Raw genomic sequence first — 18,652 nt, forward strand, 5'->3', positions numbered from 1 at the left:
TACCCCTCGCTCATGTTAAGGTCTGCACCTGATTCGTTTCCCCTGGAACTGTGCATGCCCACAAGTCTTTCCCGTCGTTGGCCCGTGCGCCAATTGATCGCTGCCTCCAGCTTCATCCTGCTTGTCGCCTGCGCGGAAAAACCCACCGCCGCCGATGCACAACCGCTTCAAGCCGCCCCGGTCACCACGGCCCCAGCGATCATTCCGCCGGTAGTGCCGTCCGCCGACCCGCTCGATATTCAACCGACCCAGACCTTTGCCGAATGGCAGGCGGGTTTCCGCAAGGACGCCCTCGCCGCCGGGATTCGCCCCGAGCTGTTCGATCAGGCATTTGCCAATATCAGCTTCGACGCCAGCGTGATTCGCGCCGATCGCAGTCAGCCGGAGTTTTCCCGCCCGGTGTGGGAATACCTCGACGGCGCACTGTCACCGCTGCGCGTACGCAAAGGCCAGGCGTTGATCATCCAGTACGCCGACATTCTGCAAAGCATCGAGCAGCGCTATGGCGTTGATCGCCAGGCGCTGGTGTCGGTGTGGGGCATGGAAAGCAATTTCGGCCAGTTCCAGGGCAGCAAGTCGGTGATCAATTCGCTGGCCACACTCGCCTACGAGGGGCGTCGTCCGGGCTTTGCTCACGCGCAACTGATCGCCGCCCTGCAGATTCTGCAACAGGGCGATATCACCCCGGAGAAGATGCTCGGTTCCTGGGCCGGCGCGATGGGCCAGACCCAGTTCATTCCGACCACTTACAACACCCACGCCGTGGACTTTGACGGTGACGGCCGCCGCGACATCTGGGGCAGCCCGGCCGATGCGCTGGCCTCGACCGCCCATTACCTGCAAAGCTCGGGCTGGCAGCGTGGCCAGCCGTGGGGTTTCGAAGTGCAATTGCCGAGCGGCTTCAACTACACCCTGGCCGATGGCGCGATTCGCAAAAGCGTCGCCGAATGGCGGCAACTGGGTGTGAACCTGCCCAATGGTGCGCAGGTGCCAGCCGGCTCCGAACATCTGTCCGCTGCCCTGCTGCTGCCAGCCGGTTATCGCGGCCCGGCGTTCCTGATCCTCGACAACTTCCGGGCGATTCTCAAGTACAACAATTCGTCGTCGTATGCGCTGGCGGTGAGCCTGTTGTCCGAGCGTTTCGAAGGAGCGGGCCTGATCAATGGCGACTGGCCGAAAGATGATCTGCCGCTGAGCCGCACCGAACGCATCGAACTGCAGACGCTATTGAGCGCGCGTAATTACGACGCTGGCACGGCGGACGGGATTATCGGCGCCAATACGCGCAAAGCGATTCGCAGTGCCCAGCAGGCGCTGGGCTGGCCGGCGGACGGGTATCCGACGCACAAGTTGCTTGAGAGCCTGCGCGCCCAATAGAGCAAATCAAAAGATCGCAGCCTTCGGCAGCTCCTACAGGACGATCATCAATCCCATGTAGGAGCTGCCGAAGGCTGCGATCTTTTGCCTCCCGAATTATCGGATGACCACATCCTGCTCCAGCAGCAACTCCTGCTTCCCTGCATCCAGGCGCACCAGCGCGCCCAACGGCAGTGTCAGGTTCGGGTCGCAATGGCCACTGCGCCAACCCGACAGCACCGGAATCCGCAACGGCTCAAAGGTTTGCTTGAGCAGGCGATTCAGCGCGTCGACCTCCACCCCGGCGATATCACCGACCAGCACACCGCGCAGTCTGGCCAGCTTGCCGGCCAGACGCATCTGGGTCAGCAGCCGATCAATCCGATACAGCGGCTCGTTGATGTCTTCGATAAACAGAATCACCCCTTCGACATCAATCTCGTAGGGCGTGCCGAGGGTTGCAGCAATCATCGCCAGATTGCCGCCAAGCAACCGCCCGTGAGCGATGCCCGGTTCGACGGTTGATAATGGATAAGCCGCCGGATGGCTCAGCACACTCCCTGACTTCATTTGCCCGCGCAGCATGGCGAAGAATGACGTGACGGTCGGCGGCTCCTTGTCGCCCAGCAGGTCGGCGTTGAGCAGCGGCCCGTGAAAGGTCACAAACCCGGCGTAGCGACTGATGGCCAGGTGCAGCGCGGTGATATCGCTGTAGCCGATAAAGGGTTTGGCGTGCCGGCTGAGCAGGTCGTAATCGATTCGGTCCAGCAGGCGCGGCGTGCCGTAGCCGCCGCGCAGGCAAATGATCGCGTCGACTTCAGGATCAGCGAATGCCGCGTGCAGATCGCGCAGGCGTACGTCGTCACTGCCCGCCAGATAGCCGTCCTTCTCATAGACACCGGGAAACACCTTCAGCCCATAGCCGCGCGCGCGCATCCATTGCAGCGCTTTCTCAGTATCGAGAGTGCCGGGACCGGCAGGCGCGATGACGCCGATCGTCCCCTCAGCGGGCAGTGCCGGTACGGGTCGGTGGGCAACGAGGGTGTGGCTTGGTCGAACGGTCATCCTTGGGCTCCATCGGTAAAGTCATGCACACACAGTAGTCAGCTGAAGAGGCAAACAAAAGGCCCTTGTCTCAGGCAAAAAAATGCCCGCCGAGGAGCCGTCCTCGGCGGGCATTTTTACATCAGCAGTGAATCAGGAACCCAGCAGCTCGGCCTTGACCAGCTTCGCCTGCTCGTCGGCGTGGTACGAGGAACGTACCAGCGGGCCAGACGCAACGTTCTTGAAGCCCATCTTGTAACCTTCTTCGGCGAACCAGGCGAAGGTGTCCGGGTGCACAAAACGCTGCACCGGCAAGTGGCTGCGCGACGGCTGCAGGTATTGACCGAGGGTCAGCATGTCGATGTCGTGTTCGCGCATGCGCTTCATGACTTCGATGACTTCTTCGTCAGTCTCGCCCAGACCCAGCATCAGGCCGGATTTGGTCGGGATATGCGGCATCATCTGCTTGAAGCGTTGCAGCAGGGTCAGCGACCACTGGTAGTCCGAACCCGGACGCGCAGCCTTGTACAGGCGTGGCACGGTTTCCAGGTTGTGGTTGAACACATCCGGCGGCTCGGCAGCGGTGATTTCCAGGGCGATGTCCATGCGGCCACGGTAGTCCGGGACCAGGGTCTCGAGCTGCACGTTCGGCGACAATTTGCGGATTTCGCGGATGCAGTCGGCGAAGTGCTGGGCACCGCCATCACGCAGGTCGTCGCGGTCCACCGAAGTGATCACCACGTACTTGAGCTTGAGGTCGGCGATGGCGATGGCCAGGCTTTCCGGCTCGTTGACGTCCAGTGGCTTCGGACGACCGTGGCCAACGTCGCAGAACGGGCAACGACGGGTGCAGATGTCGCCCATGATCATGAAGGTTGCGGTGCCGCCGGAGAAGCATTCGCCGAGGTTCGGGCAGGACGCTTCTTCGCAGACACTGTGCAGCTTGTGCTTGCGCAGCAGGCTCTTGATGCGGTCGACTTCCGGCGAAACCGGGATGCGCACGCGGATCCAGTCGGGTTTCTTCGGCAGTTCGGTAGTCGGGATGATCTTGACCGGGATGCGTGCAACCTTCTCGGCGCCGCGCAGCTTGACGCCGGCTTCAACCTTGGGACGCGGGGCCGGGCGCTCGGTCACGTCGAGCGTCGGGATCATGGTTTGCACTGCATCAGTAGTCATATCAGTCGATTCCGCCCGTAAGGGTCGTCTGCTCAGCATAGTCGAGGTGTTTGACGAGCTGCGCGCGCAGCCGGGCACTTACCTCGGCAAATTCAATCGATCCTGCGTGATCGCTCAGCTGGGTCATGGCCAGCCCGGCGTAGCCGCAGGGATTAATCCGTCGAAACGGTTCCAGGTTCATATCCACGTTCAGGGCCAGGCCATGAAAGGAACAACCGTGGCGAATGCGCAAACCCAGAGAAGCGATTTTCGCTCCATCGACGTACACGCCGGGAGCATCTGGCTTGGCGGCGGCGCTAACGCCGTAGCTGGCCAGCAGTTCGATGAGGCAGGCTTCCATGCGGCTGACCAGATCGCGCACGCCGAAACCCAGCTTGCGCACATCCAGTAACAGATAGGCCACCAGTTGCCCGGGGCCATGATAAGTCACTTGGCCGCCACGATCGACCTGCACCACCGGAATATCTCCCGGCAGCAACAGATGCTCGGCCTTGCCGGCCTGGCCCTGGGTGAACACCGGCGGGTGTTCGACGAGCCAGATCTCGTCGGCTGCAGCATTGCCGCGTTCGTTGGTAAAGCGCTGCATGGCATGCCAGACCGGCTCGTAAGCCATCTGGCCCAGCTCGCGAAAGCCCAGCGTGCCGTGCATCACAACACCATGTGCACGATGCCGGAAGCCCGCAGTTCGCTGTTGATGTTGTACAGCTGATCCTGGTCGGTGGCGACGATGTGCAACTGGATGGTGGTGTACTTGCCGTTGCTGCTTTGACGCTCGTCGATGCGCTCATCATTGATGGTCGCGTGTTTCAGGACGATCGCGATGATCTTGTCCTTGTTGCCAACACCCGTATCACTGATCACCTTGATCGGATAATCGGTCTGGGGAAATTCGATCTTTGGCGCCTTTACTTCGGTATCGGTCATGGCGTAACGGCCTCTATAGCGCAAGCCGTGGTAACGCACATGGCCCCGCACCGGATCGGGGCGGGGCCATGCAGGTCAACACAAAATCAGTTGAACAAGCCGTAGAAGAATAGACGGATGCTATCCCACATGCGGCGGAAGATACCACCCTCCTCGACGCCATCCAGAGCGATCAGGTCGGCGCTGTGCACCACCTTGTCTTCCAGTTTGACTTCGACTTTACCGATCACGTCGCCCTTGGCGATTGGCGCAACCAGTTGCGGGTTCATGGTCATGCTGGCAGCGAGCTTCTTCAGCTGGCCTTTTGGCAGAGTCATGGTCAGGTCTTGCGCCAGACCGGCCTTGACCTGGCTGGTGGTGCCTTTCCATACCGGCGCCTGCGCCAGTTCAGTGCCCTTCTGGTAGAAGGTCTGGGTTTCGAAGAAGCGGAAACCATAGGTCAGCAACTTCTGGGTTTCAGCGGCGCGAGCCACTTCGCTGTTGGTGCCGAACACCACGGCGATCAGGCGCTGGCCATCACGTACCGCCGAGGACACCATGCAGTAGCCGGCTTCATCGGTGTGGCCGGTTTTCAGACCGTCAACGGTCTTGTCGCGCCACAGCAGCAGGTTGCGGTTAGGCTGCTTGATGCCGTTCCAGAAGAACTCTTTCTGCGAGTAGATCGCATAGTGAGCCGGGTCTTCGTGGATGATCGCACGGGCCAGAATCGCCATATCGTGCGCCGACGAGTAGTGCTCAGGGTTTGGCAGACCGGTCGGGTTCATGAAGTGGGTATTGGTCATGCCCAGTTCGGTGACGGTCTTGTTCATCAGATCGGCGAACGCGTCTTCGCTGCCGGCGATGTGCTCGGCCAGGGCGACGCTGGCGTCGTTACCGGACTGGATGATGATGCCGTGCAGCAGGTCGCTGACAGTCACCTGCGAACCGACCTTGATGAACATCCGCGAACCGCCGGTGCGCCAGGCGTTTTCGCTGACGGTCACCGGATCGTTTTCACCGATCTGACCGCGACGGATTTCCAGGGTTGCGATGTACGCGGTCATCAGCTTGGTCAGGCTGGCCGGTGGCAGACGCTGGTCGCCGTTGTTTTCGACCAGCACGTTGCCGCTGCTGGCGTCCATCAGAACATAGGCCTTGGCGGCCAGTTGTGGTGGCGACGGCATCATCTCGGCCGCGAAGGCGGCTGGCGAGAGGAGCAGCGGGACTAGCAGACACAGGCGTTTGGCAAAGGTGGTGATGTTCATCCGTCTCTCGAAATCGCTAATGGAAACTTGCCCGAAGGCAAAACTTATTCAGACAGCCTTCTAACGGGCCATCGCGTGTTCAGTTGCTCACTCCAGTCACCCTTGCCGGGCTTTTGTTCTTCGACGAGCCAACAACCTGGTTCACCCCCCGAATACCGCAAGTGAACCGTCAATCAAGGTCTACGTGTTACTCGGTGACCACGCTGGGCGAACCCAGATTGGCCAGCCGCACACTGTTCTGCACCTGGGCGATCTCACCCGGCGAGCCGATCGGCCCCAGGCGTACCCGGTGCAGGGTCTGCTGATTGCGCACGATCGAGCTGATGAACACCGGCGCGCTCACCATCCCGCTGAGCTTCGACCTCAGCAGCTCGGCAGCGTCCGGGTTGGCGAACGCGCCCACCTGCAGATACTGGCCAGACGCTGGTGCAGAAGCGTTTTTTTTTGCATCGATCTGCACGGGCACCACGGCCGCGGCGTGTTGCTGCGGCGGCGGCGTCCATTGCTCGACGGTACCGGCCGACGCGGTGATGACCGGGGCGCTATTCTGCGCCACTTGCGGCTCATTGAGCATCAGCGGCGCCGGACGGCCCTTGGCCGCCCACCACTGCTGCGGATCGATGCCTTCGACCTTGACCCGTGCGGTGCCGGTTTCGGCATAGCCGAGCTTCTTCGCCGCAGCATAAGACAAGTCAATGATGCGATCGGAATAGAACGGCCCACGGTCGTTGACGCGCAGGATCACGGTCTTGTTGTTGTCCAGGTTGGTCACCCGAACGTAACTTGGCAGCGGCAAGGTCTTGTGCGCGGCACTCATGCCGTACAGGTCATACACTTCGCCGTTGGCGGTGTTCTGGCCATGGAACTTGGTGCCGTACCAGGACGCTGTGCCCGAAGCCACGTAGGTCTTGGATTCCTGCAACGGAAAGTAGGTCTTGCCCAGCACGGTGTACGGGTTGGCCTTGTACGGGCCGGTGTGCAGGGTCGGTGTCGCATCCGGGATGCGCGAAACATCGACATCCCACCAAGGCGCGCCGTCTTTGTGCGCGCGGTTGATGTCCAGGCCCGGTTGGGCGCGGACAGCGGTGGACGGGGTTTTCTGCGTCGGCGTGCGGCTGGTCGTGCAACTGGCGACCAGGACTGCCAACGCAGCGAAAGCCACCAGCTTCAGGGGTTTATTGTTAGGCAATGCCTGCATTACTTGACGCCCCGTGCTTGTACCAGCTGTTCAGACAGTTGATGTACGGCCATGGCGTACATCACGCTGCGGTTATAACGCGTGATCGCGTAGAAATTCTGCAGGCCCATCCAGTATTCAGGGCCGTTGTCGCCTTCGAGGCGAAATGCGGTAACCGGCATATCATCGCGCAGCGCATCATGACTTGACCAGCCCAGCGCCCGCAACTCTGCGACCGTTTTCACCGGTTCGATACCAGTAGTCAGGCCTTCATCAACCTGCTCGCCGCGTACATCGGCACGGCTGACCACCGGTTCGCCGGCGACCCAGCCGTGACGCTTGAAGTAGCTGGCGACGCTGCCAATGGCATCGTCCGGGTTGTTCCAGATATTGATGTGGCCGTCACCGTCGAAATCCACCGCGTAGGCGCGAAAGCTGCTCGGCATGAACTGCGGCAGGCCCATGGCCCCGGCGTACGAGCCTTTCAGGGTCAGTGGATCGACCTGCTCTTCGCGGGCCAGCAGCAGGAACTCACGCAGTTCCTTGCGGAAAAATTCGGCACGGGGAGGATAGTCGAAGCCGAGGGTCGATAAAGCATCGATCACGCGGAAATTACCGGTATTACGTCCGAAAAAGGTCTCGACGCCGATGATCGACACGATCACTTGTGCCGGCACGCCGTATTCCTGCTCGGCACGGGCCAGGGTCGCCTCGTGCTGACGCCAGAAGTCGACACCACGGGCGATGCGCGCGTCGGTGATGAACATCGGACGATATTCGTTCCACTGCTTGACCCGTTCGGCGGGTCTGGAGATGGCGTCGAGAATCGACTGCTTGCGTTGCGCCTCGCGGAACACACCCATCAGTTGTTCACCGGCGAAACCGTAGTCGCGGGTCATTTCGCCGACGAATTCGGCCACCTGCGGCGAGCCTTCATAGTCGCCGGCCAGCGCTTCCTGCACGCTCCCCAGCAGGCCCACCAGGCCAACCAGCGGCGCGCATCGAGTCGCCCAGCCACGCATTACTTGCATTGCACTCTTCACCTTATTCAAACCTGTGCGATCCACTTGCGATGGGTATGGATCGACATCAAAACCCCAAACGCTGACAGCAGCGTCACCAGCGAAGTTCCTCCGTAGCTAATGAACGGCAACGGCACCCCCACGACCGGTAACAGGCCACTGACCATACCGATGTTGACGAAAACGTAAACAAAAAAAGTCATGGTCAACGCGCCGGCGAGCAATTTGCCGAACAGCGTTTGCGCCTGAGCGGTGATCACCAGCCCGCGACCGATCAACAACAGATAGATCAGCAGCAGCGCGCAAATCCCCACCAGACCGAACTCTTCGCCAAGCACGGCAATGATGAAGTCGGTGTGGCTTTCCGGGAGAAAGTCCAGGTGTGACTGGGTGCCGAGCAGCCAGCCTTTGCCGAATACGCCACCGGAACCGATCGCGGCTTTGGACTGGATGATGTTCCAGCCGGTGCCGAGCGGATCGCTTTCCGGGTCGAGGAAAGTCAGGACACGCTGCTTCTGATAGTCGTGCATGACGAAGAACCACATCGCCACCGACACCGGCACCGCCGCCGCCAATACGCTGAGAATCCAGCGCCAGCGCAGGCCGCCCATGAACAGGACGAAGGCGCCACCGGCAAGAATCAGCAACGAGGTACCGAGATCCGGCTGGCGCACGATCAGAATGAACGGCACGCCAATCAGCATCAGGCTGATGCCGACGTGCTTGAGCTGCGGCGGCAAGGTGCGTTTGGACAGATACCAGGCGATGGTCGCCGGCATCAGGATCTTCATGAACTCCGAGGGCTGGAAGCGGATCACCCCGGGGATGTTGATCCAGCGCGTGGCGCCCATGGCATTGTGGCCCATGATGTCGACAACGATCAGCAAGACCACGCCGATCACATAACCGAGCGGCACCCAACGCGCCATGAAACGCGGCTCGAACTGGGCGATGACAATCATCGCCACCAGGCCGATGCCGAACGACGTGGCCTGCTTGCCGAGCAGATCCCAGCTCTTGCCGCTGGCCGAATACAGCACGAACAGGCTGCCGGCGGCGAGGATCAGCAACAGGATCAACAGCGGGCCATCGATATGCAGTCTTTGCAGCAACGTCGCGCGGCGACGCATCACATCCTCGCTGGAGAGCATGCGATCGAAATTATTCATCACGGGCCGGGGCCTCCGCAGTGATAGGGCTGGCGTACTCGGCTTTCAGGTGGCCGTCCTGGTCGAGCAACCAGGCGTCCATGACCTGGCGCACCACCGGCGCGGCAACGCCGGAACCGGACTCACCGTTCTCGACCATCACCGACACGACGATTTTCGGATCATCGGCCGGGGCGAAGCCGACAAACAACGCGTGGTCGCGGTGGCGTTCCTGGACCTTGGAGCGGTCGTATTTCTCGCCCTGCTTGATCGCCACCACCTGCGCGGTACCGGACTTGCCGGCGATGCGGTATTGCGCGCCGATCGCCGCTTTGCGCGCGGTACCACGGGCACCGTGCATCACCTGCTGCATGCCATGGTTGACCTTGTTCCAGTCGGACGGGTCGCGCAGGATGATGTTCGGCATCGGGTTTTCATCCACCGGCTTGACCCCGTCGAGGGACTTGGCCAGATGCGGACGGTTCCAGATGCCCTTGTTGGCCACCAGCGCCGTGGCCTGGGCCAGTTGCAGCGGCGTCGACTGCATGTAGCCTTGGCCGATCCCGAGAATCAGGGTTTCGCCGGGGAACCACGCCTGTTTGCGCGTCGCCCGTTTCCATTCGCGGGACGGCATCAGGCCCGGGGACTCTTCGAACATGTCCAGCGAGACCTTCTGGCCGATGCCGAACTTGTTCATATAGGTCGACAGCCGATCGATGCCGAGCTTGTGCGCCAAGTCATAGAAGTAGGTGTCGTTGGAACGCATGATCGCCGTGTCGAGGTCGACGAAGCCGTCACCAGTGCGATTCCAGTTGCGATACTTGTGGTCGTAATTGGGCAGCATGTAATAGCCCGGGTCGAACACCCGGCTCGAAGCCGTGACTACGCCAGCGTCGAGACCGGCAATTGCCACCGCCGGTTTGATCGTCGAGCCCGGCGGATACAGACCACGCAGCACGCGGTTGAACAGCGGCCGGTCGATGGAATCACGCAACTCGGCGTAGGCCTTGAAGCTGATGCCGGTGACGAACAGGTTGGGGTCGAAACTCGGCTGACTGACCATCGCCAGCACTTCTCCGGTTTTCGGATCGAGCGCCACCACCGCGCCACGTCGCCCGCCCAGCGCGGCCTCGGCGGCTTCCTGCAACTTGATGTCGAGGCTCAGGACGATGTCCTTGCCGGGAATCGGATCGGTGCGCTTGAGCACGCGCAATACGCGGCCACGGGCGTTGGTCTCGACTTCCTCGTAACCGACCTGACCGTGCAATTCCGGCTCGTAGAAACGCTCGATGCCGGTCTTGCCGATGTGGTGGGTGCCGCTGTAGTTGACCGGATCCAGCGACTTCAGCTCTTTCTCGTTGATCCGCCCCATGTAGCCCACCGAATGCGCAAAATGCGCGCCCTGCGGGTAATGTCGGACCAGTTGCGCGACCACTTCCACCCCGGGCAGGCGGAACTGGTTCACCGCAATGCGGGCGATCTGCTCTTCGGTCAGCTCGAACAGGATCGGCACCGGCTCGAACGGCCGACGGCCCTGACGCATGCGTTTCTCGAAGATCACCCGGTCCTCGGGCGTCAGCTCCAGCACCTCGACGATGACGTCGAGCACCTGTTGCCAGTCGCCGGAGCGCTCGCGGGTCATGCTCAGGCTGAAGCTCGGCCGGTTGTCGGCCACAACTACGCCGTTGCGGTCGAAAATCAGCCCGCGCGTCGGCGGAATCGGCTGCACGTGGACGCGGTTGTTTTCCGACAGGGTCGAGTGGTACTCGTACTGGATCACCTGCAGGTAATACAGACGCGCGATCAGCACACAGATCAGCGCCACGATCACGATCGCACCGAACACGACACGGCTGCGCACCAGACGGGCGTCCTTTTCGTGGTCCTTGATGCGGATCGGCTGAGACATGAGGGCAGGCTTACTTGTGGTAAGGGTGGCCGGACAACACGGTCCAGGCACGGTACAACTGTTCGCCGATCAGGATCCGCACCAGCGGGTGCGGCAAGGTCAGCGGCGACAACGACCAGCGCTGGTCAGCGCGGGCACAGACTTCCGGTGCCAGCCCTTCCGGACCGCCGACCATGAAGTTGACCGTGCGCGAATCCAGGCGCCAGCGATCGAGTTCGACCGCCAGTTGCTCGGTGCTCCACGGCTTGCCGTGAACCTCCAGCGTGACGATCCGCTCGTTGTGCCCGACCTTGGCCAGCATGGCTTCGCCTTCCTGGCGGATGAAACGGGCCACGTCGGCATTCTTGCCACGGGTGTTGAGCGGAATTTCCACCAGTTCCAGCGCCAGCTCGGACGGAAGACGCTTGGCATATTCATGCCAGCCTTCTTCCACCCACTTGGGCATGCGTGAACCGACGGCGATCAGGCGCAGTCGCACAGCAATCCCTTAGAACTGGTCTTTGTTGAGCTTGGTGAAATGCTCGTGGGTGTTTTCCGGGCTGTGGTGCTTGGCATCGGCCGCACGGCTTTGCTCGGCACCGGCCCACAGGCGCTCTAGGTCGTAGAACTGACGCGCCGAGGCAGTCATCATGTGCACGATCACCAGATCGAGGTCGAGCAGTACCCAATCGCTGTCGCCCTTGCCTTCTTCGCCCAGCGGCTTGGCGCCCTGCTTTTTCACTTCCTCGCGGACCTTGTCGAGCATCGCGTTGATCTGGCGATTGGAGGTACCGGTGGCGATGATCATGTAGTCAGTGATGCTCTGCTTGTCGCGCACATCGATGATCTGGATGTCCTGGGCCTTGACGTCTTCCAGCGCGGCGACGGCAATCTTGACCAGTTCGTCGCCTTTGAGCGGCTCGTTGGTGTTGACGGCTTCCGGCAGTGGTGCGCTCTTGAACGTGCCTTTGCGCTTTACTTTCGGTAGATCTTTATCAGTCATATGTAACTCGTTTTGCTCATGTATTCGGCGGCTTGGGGATACGGTGATCCGTATCGGTGAAGCACGCCTTGTTCAGTTCGACGCACGGTACAGACCGTGCGCATCGATGTAGGCCAGGACCGCGTCGGGCACCAGGAAACGTACCGACTTACCGCTGGCCAGCAGTTGACGGATCTGGGTGGCGGAAACCGCGAGCGGTGTCTGCCAGACGAATGCAATCTGTCCGCTCGGCCCTTTCAGGGCCAGCGGGTCGCTCACCGAACGCGCTGCCAGCAGGTTGCGCAAGGCATCCGGCGGTTCGCTGTCGGCGTCCGGGCGCTGTAGCACCAGGATGTGGCAATGCTGGAGCAACTCTTCCCAGCGGTGCCAAGTGGGCAGGCCGCAAAATGCGTCCCAGCCCAAAAGCAGAAAAACCTGGGTCTCGGCGGGCATCTCTGCGCGCAGCGACTCCAGGGTATCGATGGTCCAGGACGGTTTGTCCCGCTGCAATTCGCGGGCGTCCACCACCAGCGGCGGCAATCCGGCCACCGCGCACTCGACCATCGCCAGCCGATCCTGCGCCGACACCTGGGGTGTACCGCGATGTGGCGGCCGCGCGTTCGGCATCAGGCGCAACTCATCCAGCGCCAGCGCTTCGACAACTTCCAGCGCGCCACGCAAATGACCGATGTGCACCGGGTCGAACGTACCGCCCAGCACGCCAATGCGTTGCGGGCGCGACTCGCTGCCGGTGTGCGGCGCTGTCAGGTCGAGGTCGGTCAAGTCAGACCGTCGCCTGGCCGCGCAACTGGCCATCGCCGACCACGATGTACTTCTCGCAGGTCAGCCCCTCGAGCCCGACCGGGCCGCGGGCGTGCAGCTTATCAGTAGAAATGCCGATCTCGGCACCCAATCCGTATTCAAATCCGTCGGCAAAGCAGGTCGGCGTGTTGATCATCACCGAGGCCGAGTCGACTTCCGCCACGAACCGGCGGGTGTCGGCGAGGTTTTCGCTGACGATCGAGTCGGTGTGATGGGAGCCATAATGGTTGATGTGTTCGATCGCCTGCTCCAGACCGTCGACCACGCGGATCGACAGAATCGGCGCCAGGTACTCGGTGTGCCAGTCGTCTTCGCAGGCCGCGACCGCTTCGATGATCGCCCGGGTGCGCTCGCAACCACGCAGTTCGACGCCTTTGTCGCGGAACTGCGCGGCCATCGAAGGCAGGAAATCCCTGGCAACAGCCTGATCGACCAGCAGGGTTTCCATCGCGCCGCAGATGCCATAACGGTAGGTCTTGGCGTTGAAGGCGATGCTTTGGGCTTTGGCCAGATCGGCATGTTCACTGACGTAAACGTGGCAGATGCCGTCCAGGTGCTTGATCACCGGTACGCGAGCATCGCGGCTGATGCGTTCGATCAGGCCACGACCGCCACGGGGCACGATGACGTCGACGTATTCCGGCATGCTGATCAGCGCGCCGACGGCGGCACGGTCGGTGGTTTCGACCACTTGCACCACGGCGGCGGGCAGTTCGGCCTCGGCCAGACCGCGCTGAATGCACGCGGCAATCGCGCGATTGGAATGAATTGCCTCGGAGCCACCGCGCAGGATGGTCGCGTTGCCGGACTTCAGGCACAGACTGGCGGCATCGATGGTCACGTTCGGACGGGATTCGTAGATGATCCCGATCACGCCCAGCGGTACACGCATCTTGCCGACCTGAATACCCGACGGACGGAAGCTCATGTCGCGGATCGCACCGACCGGATCCGCCAGTGCAGCAACCTGACGCAAGCCGACGATCATGCCGTCGATGCGTGCCGGGGTCAGTTCCAGACGCTCCAGCAGCGCCGGCTCCAGACCGTTGGCGCGACCGGCAGCCAGATCCAGCTCATTGGCGGCGGCCAGCTCGGCGCGCGCAGCGTCCAGAGCATTGGCGGCAGCCTGCAAGGCGCGGTTTTTCTGCGCGGTGCTGGCGCGACCGATGACCTTGGAGGCAGCGCGGGCGGCGCGACCCAATCGGGTCATGTAGTCAAGAACGGACTCAGTCATGGTCTGCTGGGGTCTTGGCAAAGAGGAAAGCGGCAGATTATAGCTGTCGCGTCCCGGGACTAACAGCGGTGACGGGCGGATGGTCGAAATGAGCTGCGTTTGGCCGGCGTTCAGACGTAATTAAGCTCAGCGTTGTTATCATCACGACCTCTTGAGCCTGGATAAACCTTGCCCATCATGACCAACGTGCCCCTTTGCCCCGAGTCCGCGCGCCTGCCCGTGGGCCTGCCGGACAGTTTTTTCGACCGCGACGCCCAGGTGCTGGCGCAGGCGCTGCTCGGCAAAGTCATCCGCCATCGCGTCGGCGATCTGTGGCTGAGTGCGCGAATCATCGAAACCGAAGCCTATTACTGCGCGGAAAAAGGCAGCCACGCCTCGCTCGGCTATACAGAAAAGCGTAAGGCTTTGTTTCTGGATGGCGGCCACATCTATATGTACTACGCACGCGGCGGTGATTCGCTGAACTTCAGTGCGCAGGGGCCGGGCAACGCGGTGCTGATCAAATCCGCCTATCCGTGGGTCGATGAAGTGAGCGGTCCGGCAAGTCTGGCGCAGATGCTGCTGAACAATCCCGATGCCCAGGGCCGACCGCGTCCGACACAGAAGCTCTGCGCCGGACAGACCCTGCTGTGCAAGGCGCTGGGTTTGAAAGTGCCGATGTGGGACGCCAAGCGTTTCGATCATGAACTGTTGCTGGTCGAGGACCCGGGACCGCCACCCGCGCAGATCATTCAAACCACCCGGTTGGGCATTCCGCTGGGCCGTGATGAACACTTGATGTATCGCTTCGTTGACGCTGCGTATGCGCAATGGTGCACGCGGAACCCGCTGCGACGGGGTCAGGTCGAAGGCCGGGATTATTTCCTTCTGTAAACGCTTACCCCTGTAGGAGCTGCCGCAAGCTGCGATCTTTTGATTCTGCTTTAAAGAAACAAGATCAAAAGATCGCAGCCTGCGGCAGCTCTTACCGGAATCATCAATAGTCTGGAGTTTTTCTGTATGGGCCCATGGCTCGATAGCATCACCGGATGGCTCGGCGCCAATCCGCAGTGGTTGGCCGCAGCGGTGTTCATCGTTGCGTGCGTGGAATGTCTGGCGATCGCCGGGCTGATCGTGCCGGGCACGGTGCTGTTGTTCGGCGTGGCGGTACTGGCCGGCAGTGGCGCGCTGTCATTGAGCGAAACGCTGCTGCTGGGCTTTCTTGGCGGCATCCTCGGCGACTTGATTTCGTACTTCCTGGGGCGGCATTTCCATCAGAACATCCGCCGCCTGCCGGGCCTGCGCCATCACCCGGAATGGATGGCCGGCGCCGAGTCGTACTTCCAGCGCTATGGCATCGCCAGCTTGCTGGTCGGGCGTTTCATCGGCCCGCTACGACCAATGCTGCCAATGGTCGCCGGGATGTGCGACATGCCCTTCCCGCGTTTTTTCGCCGTCAGCCTGTTGGCCGCTGCTGGCTGGAGCCTGGCTTATCTGCTGCCGGGCTGGGCCACCGGCGCGGCGTTCCGTCTGCCATTGCCTGAAGGGTTCTGGCTGGAGGCCGGGATTGTCGCCGCCAGCATCGCGGTGATGGTCGGCCTGAGCGTCAACAGCAGCGTGCGCCGCCATCGTCGCGCGACGATCTGGATCGGCGGCATGAGCCTGCTGATCCTGATCGGTCTGTTCATCGGCTATCCATACCTCACCGCGCTCGACAACGGCGTGATGACCCTGGTGCAGGAGCACCGCCAGCCAGCGCTGGACGAAATCGCCGTGACGCTGACCCTGATCGGCGAATTCCGCAACATGCTGCTGTTCAGCGCCCTGCTCGTCATATTGCTGTTGCTGTGCAAGCAGTGGCGCCAGGCAGTGTTCGCGGGCGCCACCATGCTGATCACCGCCATGGCCAACACCGGCACCAAGTATTTTTTCGCCCGGGTGCGCCCGGAAGTGCTCAGCGATCCATTGACCACCTACAGCATGCCCAGCGGCCACGCTTCTGGCGCATTCGCCCTGTTCCTGACGCTGGGTGTACTCGCCGGACGCGGTCAGCCGCCGCGCATGCGCCTGACCTGGCTGCTGATTGCCTGCATCCCGGCACTCTCTATCGCCCTGTCGCGGGTGTATCTGGGCGCGCACTGGCCAACCGACATATTGGCCGGGGCGATGCTCGCCAGTTGCGTGTGTGCTGCGATGCTGTGGTTGAGCCAACGGCAGGCGTCCCTTAATGCGATGCCGTTCAAGATCTGGTGGCTGATCCTGCCATCGATGGTTGCTCTGTTCGGCTTCTTCGTACTGCGCCACTTGCCACATACATTGTTGCGTTACGCCTACTAAAACAGACAACTCACAAGCCAGATTTTTTATACGCCGCTCTTTTGGAATATTCCGACAAGAGCGGCGTTGATTACCTACGCAAACTTCCCCTCCTGCGGTTAACTTTCCTGGTTATAAAACCGACGTTTCCGCATTCCCAATCGACGCCAAACTAGCGTTACATAGTCCAGCCGGTACACGGTGGCGAAGTATTTCGCGCAAAAGAAAATCCGTGAGTTCAATCCGCCCGGCTTGAGCACTTGCCAACAATCAATATTTATCCGGACCCGGCATTGAAGTTCTGCCGAGGCATTTATCAATTCATTCTTTGTCGAGTTATTCATGAGTCCAAAGATACCCCGCAAGACGCCTGTTACAACGCCGCATCAAACTGATCCGCACGCACCGGCACCACATCGCCCCTTGATCGATGCCAGCGCCGTTGAAATATCGAGAAGGACCGGTGGTCACGACCAGACGCTGCCCACAACAACTTCCGGCAGCCCCCTCGCCGATGCAAACCCGAGACTTTCGGCGATCGAAATCTTTCAGTTACCGACACACGGCGCTTATCGTTCGGAACATTCCACTTCAATAAACGATTACTGGTTGTCAGAGGCTTTTCTGCGTGGGATGAAGCCCGCTGACCCCGATGGATTTCGCTGGGTCGTTGGCAGAAAGTTCGTCGACGTCGAATATCAGGGCGCTTTGCAAACCACTCACGTCGGCGTGGATGAAACCGGCGCATGGCGCAGCAAGTTGCTGACCGAGCGCGTGCCCTCCGGACCGCTTTTGTATAAAAACGCAGACAGCCCCACCTGGCGCCTGACCGAACATCCAGCGCCGAAGCGAGCACGGCTCGCCCCCGCGACAACGCCCATCAATCAAAGCCGTTACAGTCCATCGGGGCGTTCGCCGGATGCTCAGGGTTACTACGAAATGCATCCGCTTTTTGCAGCGCGCACAGACGCCCCCCTGTTCGCCTTCAGGGATTCATTTGGCAATTTCATTCCGGTAGATCCTCCGTCGGGGGGATTCGCGGCGTCGCCGACCCACCTCAAACAGTGGACCGATCATGAGATCTGGCAGCTATATGGCTTGCAGGGCCAGGACATCGCGCGCTTTCGTGTCGAAGCTCAGGCCAGCGGCATGCCGCCACAGTGGGCACATCCCACAACCACCGGAAATCCGCTGACCGATCTGCTGCGCGACTCACTGCGCTGGCTGCATCCGCAGATGAGCCGTGCAGAGCGCGAAGCCTTTCTGCAATCGTTCAATCTGCTGCCCAGGCAATTGACCCGCTTGCAGCAGGAGATGAGCGACCATCTGGCGATTCCAGCCTGGGCACTGGCGCACAAGCGCCTGTTGGATGACGTCACCCACCCGCGACGCTTCGAGCAATTGGCCAAGGATGCGGTCGAGCAGCTCAACCTCAAGCACAATGCCCGCCACGACTGGTACGACGCCGAACAAGGCCTGACCCCCGAGGTCCGCGAGGCGCTGTTGAAACAGCTCGGTTACCTGCGCAACAAACACAATTGCCTGTATCGCACGGACATCCCGGCACTGTTTCGCGGTGACGAGCGCACGCCGTTCGAGCTGGCGAATGACGGCACCATGCTGCCCCGCTACCACCACAAACCCGGCGCCACCACGCACAAGCCGATCAGCGCGACGTTCAGTCTCGAGCAGGGCCAGATGTATGCCAGCGCCCCCGATCCCGCATACCTGCGCTTCAACAGCCAGACCCACAAATATCCGGGGCGCGACGCGGGTGACAGCAGCTCAGACAGCGGCGCAAGCGACGCCGATGATTCAAGCAGTTCCTCATCCGACTGGTCTGATCCTGAGAGTCCCGTAGCCTGGGATCACGAGCGGGGTTATCGGTCCTCGCGCACGCGGCAGACAGAAATGTTCATGTACGCCCTCGACACGCGCAATCTGGAAGTCGTCCCGCACGAAGAGAACATGGCGTTCAATTCCGCTGCGCGTGAGAACCCGCCGACCTGGTTTCCCTCCGACGATTTCGAGGGGCTGATTTCGGTCACCCGCAGCGGAGTTCCAGCCGAGCGTATCTGGTTACTGAACACAGACCTGAGCAAAGGCGCCAGAGTCGCAGACATCAAGGAACAGGCCGGCGCGGACGCTGAGCGTATCGAGGCGGCGACCCATGCCGGGCACGCCAACAAATTCCAATACGACCGACTGATCGACAAAGTGGAAGCGGCAGGACTGCCAATCCTCAGGCTGTCAGGCAATAAAAACGAGTTTGCATACGACATCGCCTGGCCCTGAACCGGGCACGCCCATACAACGCCGGAGAGGAGACCGGCATCCTCA

General features: G+C 61.3%; 17 protein-coding genes. 4 read left to right on the forward strand and 13 right to left on the reverse strand.

The genetic code is table 11. The features are described 5' to 3' along the window. The first annotated feature begins 54 nt into the window (after positions 1 to 54). Complete coding sequence (locus AC0Z5Z_RS15095; RefSeq protein WP_252876956.1) at positions 55 to 1,377, forward strand: lytic murein transglycosylase; 1,323 nt, start codon at positions 55 to 57, stop codon at positions 1,375 to 1,377. Positions 1,378 to 1,473: 96 nt separating this feature from the next. Here the strand turns inward: AC0Z5Z_RS15095 and AC0Z5Z_RS15100 are convergent, their stop codons facing one another. The 13 genes from AC0Z5Z_RS15100 to AC0Z5Z_RS15160 all read right to left on the reverse strand — a co-directional run bounded on the left by AC0Z5Z_RS15100 (position 1,474) and on the right by AC0Z5Z_RS15160 (position 14,017). After that, the gene (locus AC0Z5Z_RS15100) at positions 1,474 to 2,421 is read right to left on the reverse strand and encodes a S66 peptidase family protein (RefSeq protein WP_406227567.1); all 948 of its coding nucleotides are present in this window, start codon (positions 2,419 to 2,421) and stop codon (positions 1,474 to 1,476) included. Positions 2,422 to 2,553: 132 nt separating this feature from the next. Further along, positions 2,554 to 3,552 (reverse strand): lipoyl synthase, encoded by a 999-nt coding sequence (gene lipA, locus AC0Z5Z_RS15105; RefSeq protein ID WP_160768663.1) that lies wholly within the window; start codon positions 3,550 to 3,552, stop codon positions 2,554 to 2,556. 25 nt (positions 3,553 to 3,577) lie between these two features. After that, positions 3,578 to 4,225 (reverse strand): lipoyl(octanoyl) transferase LipB, encoded by a 648-nt coding sequence (lipB, locus tag AC0Z5Z_RS15110; RefSeq protein WP_076564273.1) that lies wholly within the window; start codon positions 4,223 to 4,225, stop codon positions 3,578 to 3,580. After that, positions 4,225 to 4,500 carry a DUF493 domain-containing protein gene (locus AC0Z5Z_RS15115; protein WP_024014446.1) on the reverse strand — a complete coding sequence of 92 codons (276 nt, stop codon included), beginning with the start codon at positions 4,498 to 4,500 and terminating at the stop codon, positions 4,225 to 4,227. The genes lipB and AC0Z5Z_RS15115 overlap by 1 nt, the downstream gene beginning before the upstream one ends. An 86-nt stretch (positions 4,501 to 4,586) precedes the next feature. After that, positions 4,587 to 5,744 (reverse strand): D-alanyl-D-alanine carboxypeptidase family protein, encoded by a 1,158-nt coding sequence (locus AC0Z5Z_RS15120; RefSeq protein WP_016773028.1) that lies wholly within the window; start codon positions 5,742 to 5,744, stop codon positions 4,587 to 4,589. Positions 5,745 to 5,931: 187 nt separating this feature from the next. Further along, entirely contained in the window at positions 5,932 to 6,942 is a 1,011-nt protein-coding gene (locus tag AC0Z5Z_RS15125; protein ID WP_016773027.1) for a septal ring lytic transglycosylase RlpA family protein, read from the reverse strand. After that, positions 6,942 to 7,952, reverse strand: a complete 1,011-nt coding sequence (gene mltB, locus AC0Z5Z_RS15130) for a lytic murein transglycosylase B (protein WP_041477722.1) — start codon at positions 7,950 to 7,952, stop codon at positions 6,942 to 6,944. Before mltB ends, AC0Z5Z_RS15125 begins: the two co-directional genes overlap by 1 nt. A gap of 17 nt (positions 7,953 to 7,969) precedes the next feature. After that, a complete protein-coding gene (gene rodA / locus AC0Z5Z_RS15135) occupies positions 7,970 to 9,073 on the reverse strand; it encodes a rod shape-determining protein RodA (RefSeq protein ID WP_051600793.1) in 1,104 nt (367 codons plus the stop codon). A gap of 31 nt (positions 9,074 to 9,104) precedes the next feature. Then, positions 9,105 to 11,000, reverse strand: coding sequence for a penicillin-binding protein 2 (gene mrdA / locus AC0Z5Z_RS15140; protein WP_041477721.1), 1,896 nt, complete (start codon positions 10,998 to 11,000; stop codon positions 9,105 to 9,107). Between the two features lie 10 nt (positions 11,001 to 11,010). Beyond that, positions 11,011 to 11,478 carry a 23S rRNA (pseudouridine(1915)-N(3))-methyltransferase RlmH gene (rlmH, locus tag AC0Z5Z_RS15145; protein WP_011063671.1) on the reverse strand — a complete coding sequence of 156 codons (468 nt, stop codon included), beginning with the start codon at positions 11,476 to 11,478 and terminating at the stop codon, positions 11,011 to 11,013. A 9-nt stretch (positions 11,479 to 11,487) separates the two neighbouring features. Next, complete coding sequence (gene rsfS, locus AC0Z5Z_RS15150) at positions 11,488 to 11,982, reverse strand: ribosome silencing factor (RefSeq protein WP_016773024.1); 495 nt, start codon at positions 11,980 to 11,982, stop codon at positions 11,488 to 11,490. A gap of 72 nt (positions 11,983 to 12,054) precedes the next feature. After that, positions 12,055 to 12,777 (reverse strand): nicotinate-nucleotide adenylyltransferase, encoded by a 723-nt coding sequence (gene nadD, locus AC0Z5Z_RS15155; RefSeq protein WP_024014451.1) that lies wholly within the window; start codon positions 12,775 to 12,777, stop codon positions 12,055 to 12,057. Then, positions 12,746 to 14,017 carry a glutamate-5-semialdehyde dehydrogenase gene (locus tag AC0Z5Z_RS15160; protein ID WP_056790655.1) on the reverse strand — a complete coding sequence of 424 codons (1,272 nt, stop codon included), beginning with the start codon at positions 14,015 to 14,017 and terminating at the stop codon, positions 12,746 to 12,748. The genes nadD and AC0Z5Z_RS15160 overlap by 32 nt, the downstream gene beginning before the upstream one ends. A 177-nt stretch (positions 14,018 to 14,194) precedes the next feature. Here AC0Z5Z_RS15160 and AC0Z5Z_RS15165 point away from each other — a divergent pair, with 177 nt between their 5' ends. The 3 genes from AC0Z5Z_RS15165 (at position 14,195) to AC0Z5Z_RS15175 (ending at position 18,607) form a co-directional block, all read left to right on the forward strand. Next, positions 14,195 to 14,890 carry a DNA-3-methyladenine glycosylase gene (locus tag AC0Z5Z_RS15165; protein ID WP_041477719.1) on the forward strand — a complete coding sequence of 232 codons (696 nt, stop codon included), beginning with the start codon at positions 14,195 to 14,197 and terminating at the stop codon, positions 14,888 to 14,890. Positions 14,891 to 15,016: 126 nt separating this feature from the next. Further along, positions 15,017 to 16,333, forward strand: coding sequence for a bifunctional DedA family/phosphatase PAP2 family protein (locus AC0Z5Z_RS15170; protein ID WP_485611260.1), 1,317 nt, complete (start codon positions 15,017 to 15,019; stop codon positions 16,331 to 16,333). 321 nt (positions 16,334 to 16,654) lie between these two features. Continuing rightward, the gene (locus tag AC0Z5Z_RS15175; RefSeq protein ID WP_485611261.1) at positions 16,655 to 18,607 is read left to right on the forward strand and encodes a hypothetical protein; all 1,953 of its coding nucleotides are present in this window, start codon (positions 16,655 to 16,657) and stop codon (positions 18,605 to 18,607) included. Positions 18,608 to 18,652 lie beyond the last annotated feature (45 nt).

The organism is Pseudomonas sp. 1L-E-NC-VB-C3 (assembly GCF_057291535.1).

Bases quoted from the DNA above. Each gene is read 5' to 3' on its own strand.
- AC0Z5Z_RS15095 (WP_252876956.1), top strand. From the start codon at position 55: ATGCCCACAAGTCTTTCCCGTCGTTGGCCCGTGCGCCAATTGATCGCT.
- AC0Z5Z_RS15100 (WP_406227567.1), bottom strand. From the start codon at position 2,421: ATGACCGTTCGACCAAGCCACACCCTCGTTGCCCACCGACCCGTACCG.
- lipA (WP_160768663.1), bottom strand. From the start codon at position 3,552: ATGATCCCGACGCTCGACGTGACCGAGCGCCCGGCCCCGCGTCCCAAG.
- lipB (WP_076564273.1), bottom strand. From the start codon at position 4,225: ATGCACGGCACGCTGGGCTTTCGCGAGCTGGGCCAGATGGCTTACGAG.
- AC0Z5Z_RS15115 (WP_024014446.1), bottom strand. From the start codon at position 4,500: ATGACCGATACCGAAGTAAAGGCGCCAAAGATCGAATTTCCCCAGACC.
- AC0Z5Z_RS15120 (WP_016773028.1), bottom strand. From the start codon at position 5,744: ATGAACATCACCACCTTTGCCAAACGCCTGTGTCTGCTAGTCCCGCTG.
- AC0Z5Z_RS15125 (WP_016773027.1), bottom strand. From the start codon at position 6,942: ATGCAGGCATTGCCTAACAATAAACCCCTGAAGCTGGTGGCTTTCGCT.
- mltB (WP_041477722.1), bottom strand. From the start codon at position 7,952: ATGCAAGTAATGCGTGGCTGGGCGACTCGATGCGCGCCGCTGGTTGGC.
- rodA (WP_051600793.1), bottom strand. From the start codon at position 9,073: ATGCGTCGCCGCGCGACGTTGCTGCAAAGACTGCATATCGATGGCCCG.
- mrdA (WP_041477721.1), bottom strand. From the start codon at position 11,000: ATGTCTCAGCCGATCCGCATCAAGGACCACGAAAAGGACGCCCGTCTG.
- rsfS (WP_016773024.1), bottom strand. From the start codon at position 11,982: ATGACTGATAAAGATCTACCGAAAGTAAAGCGCAAAGGCACGTTCAAG.
- nadD (WP_024014451.1), bottom strand. From the start codon at position 12,777: ATGGCCAGTTGCGCGGCCAGGCGACGGTCTGACTTGACCGACCTCGAC.
- AC0Z5Z_RS15160 (WP_056790655.1), bottom strand. From the start codon at position 14,017: ATGACTGAGTCCGTTCTTGACTACATGACCCGATTGGGTCGCGCCGCC.
- AC0Z5Z_RS15165 (WP_041477719.1), top strand. From the start codon at position 14,195: ATGACCAACGTGCCCCTTTGCCCCGAGTCCGCGCGCCTGCCCGTGGGC.
- AC0Z5Z_RS15170 (WP_485611260.1), top strand. From the start codon at position 15,017: ATGGGCCCATGGCTCGATAGCATCACCGGATGGCTCGGCGCCAATCCG.
- AC0Z5Z_RS15175 (WP_485611261.1), top strand. From the start codon at position 16,655: ATGAGTCCAAAGATACCCCGCAAGACGCCTGTTACAACGCCGCATCAA.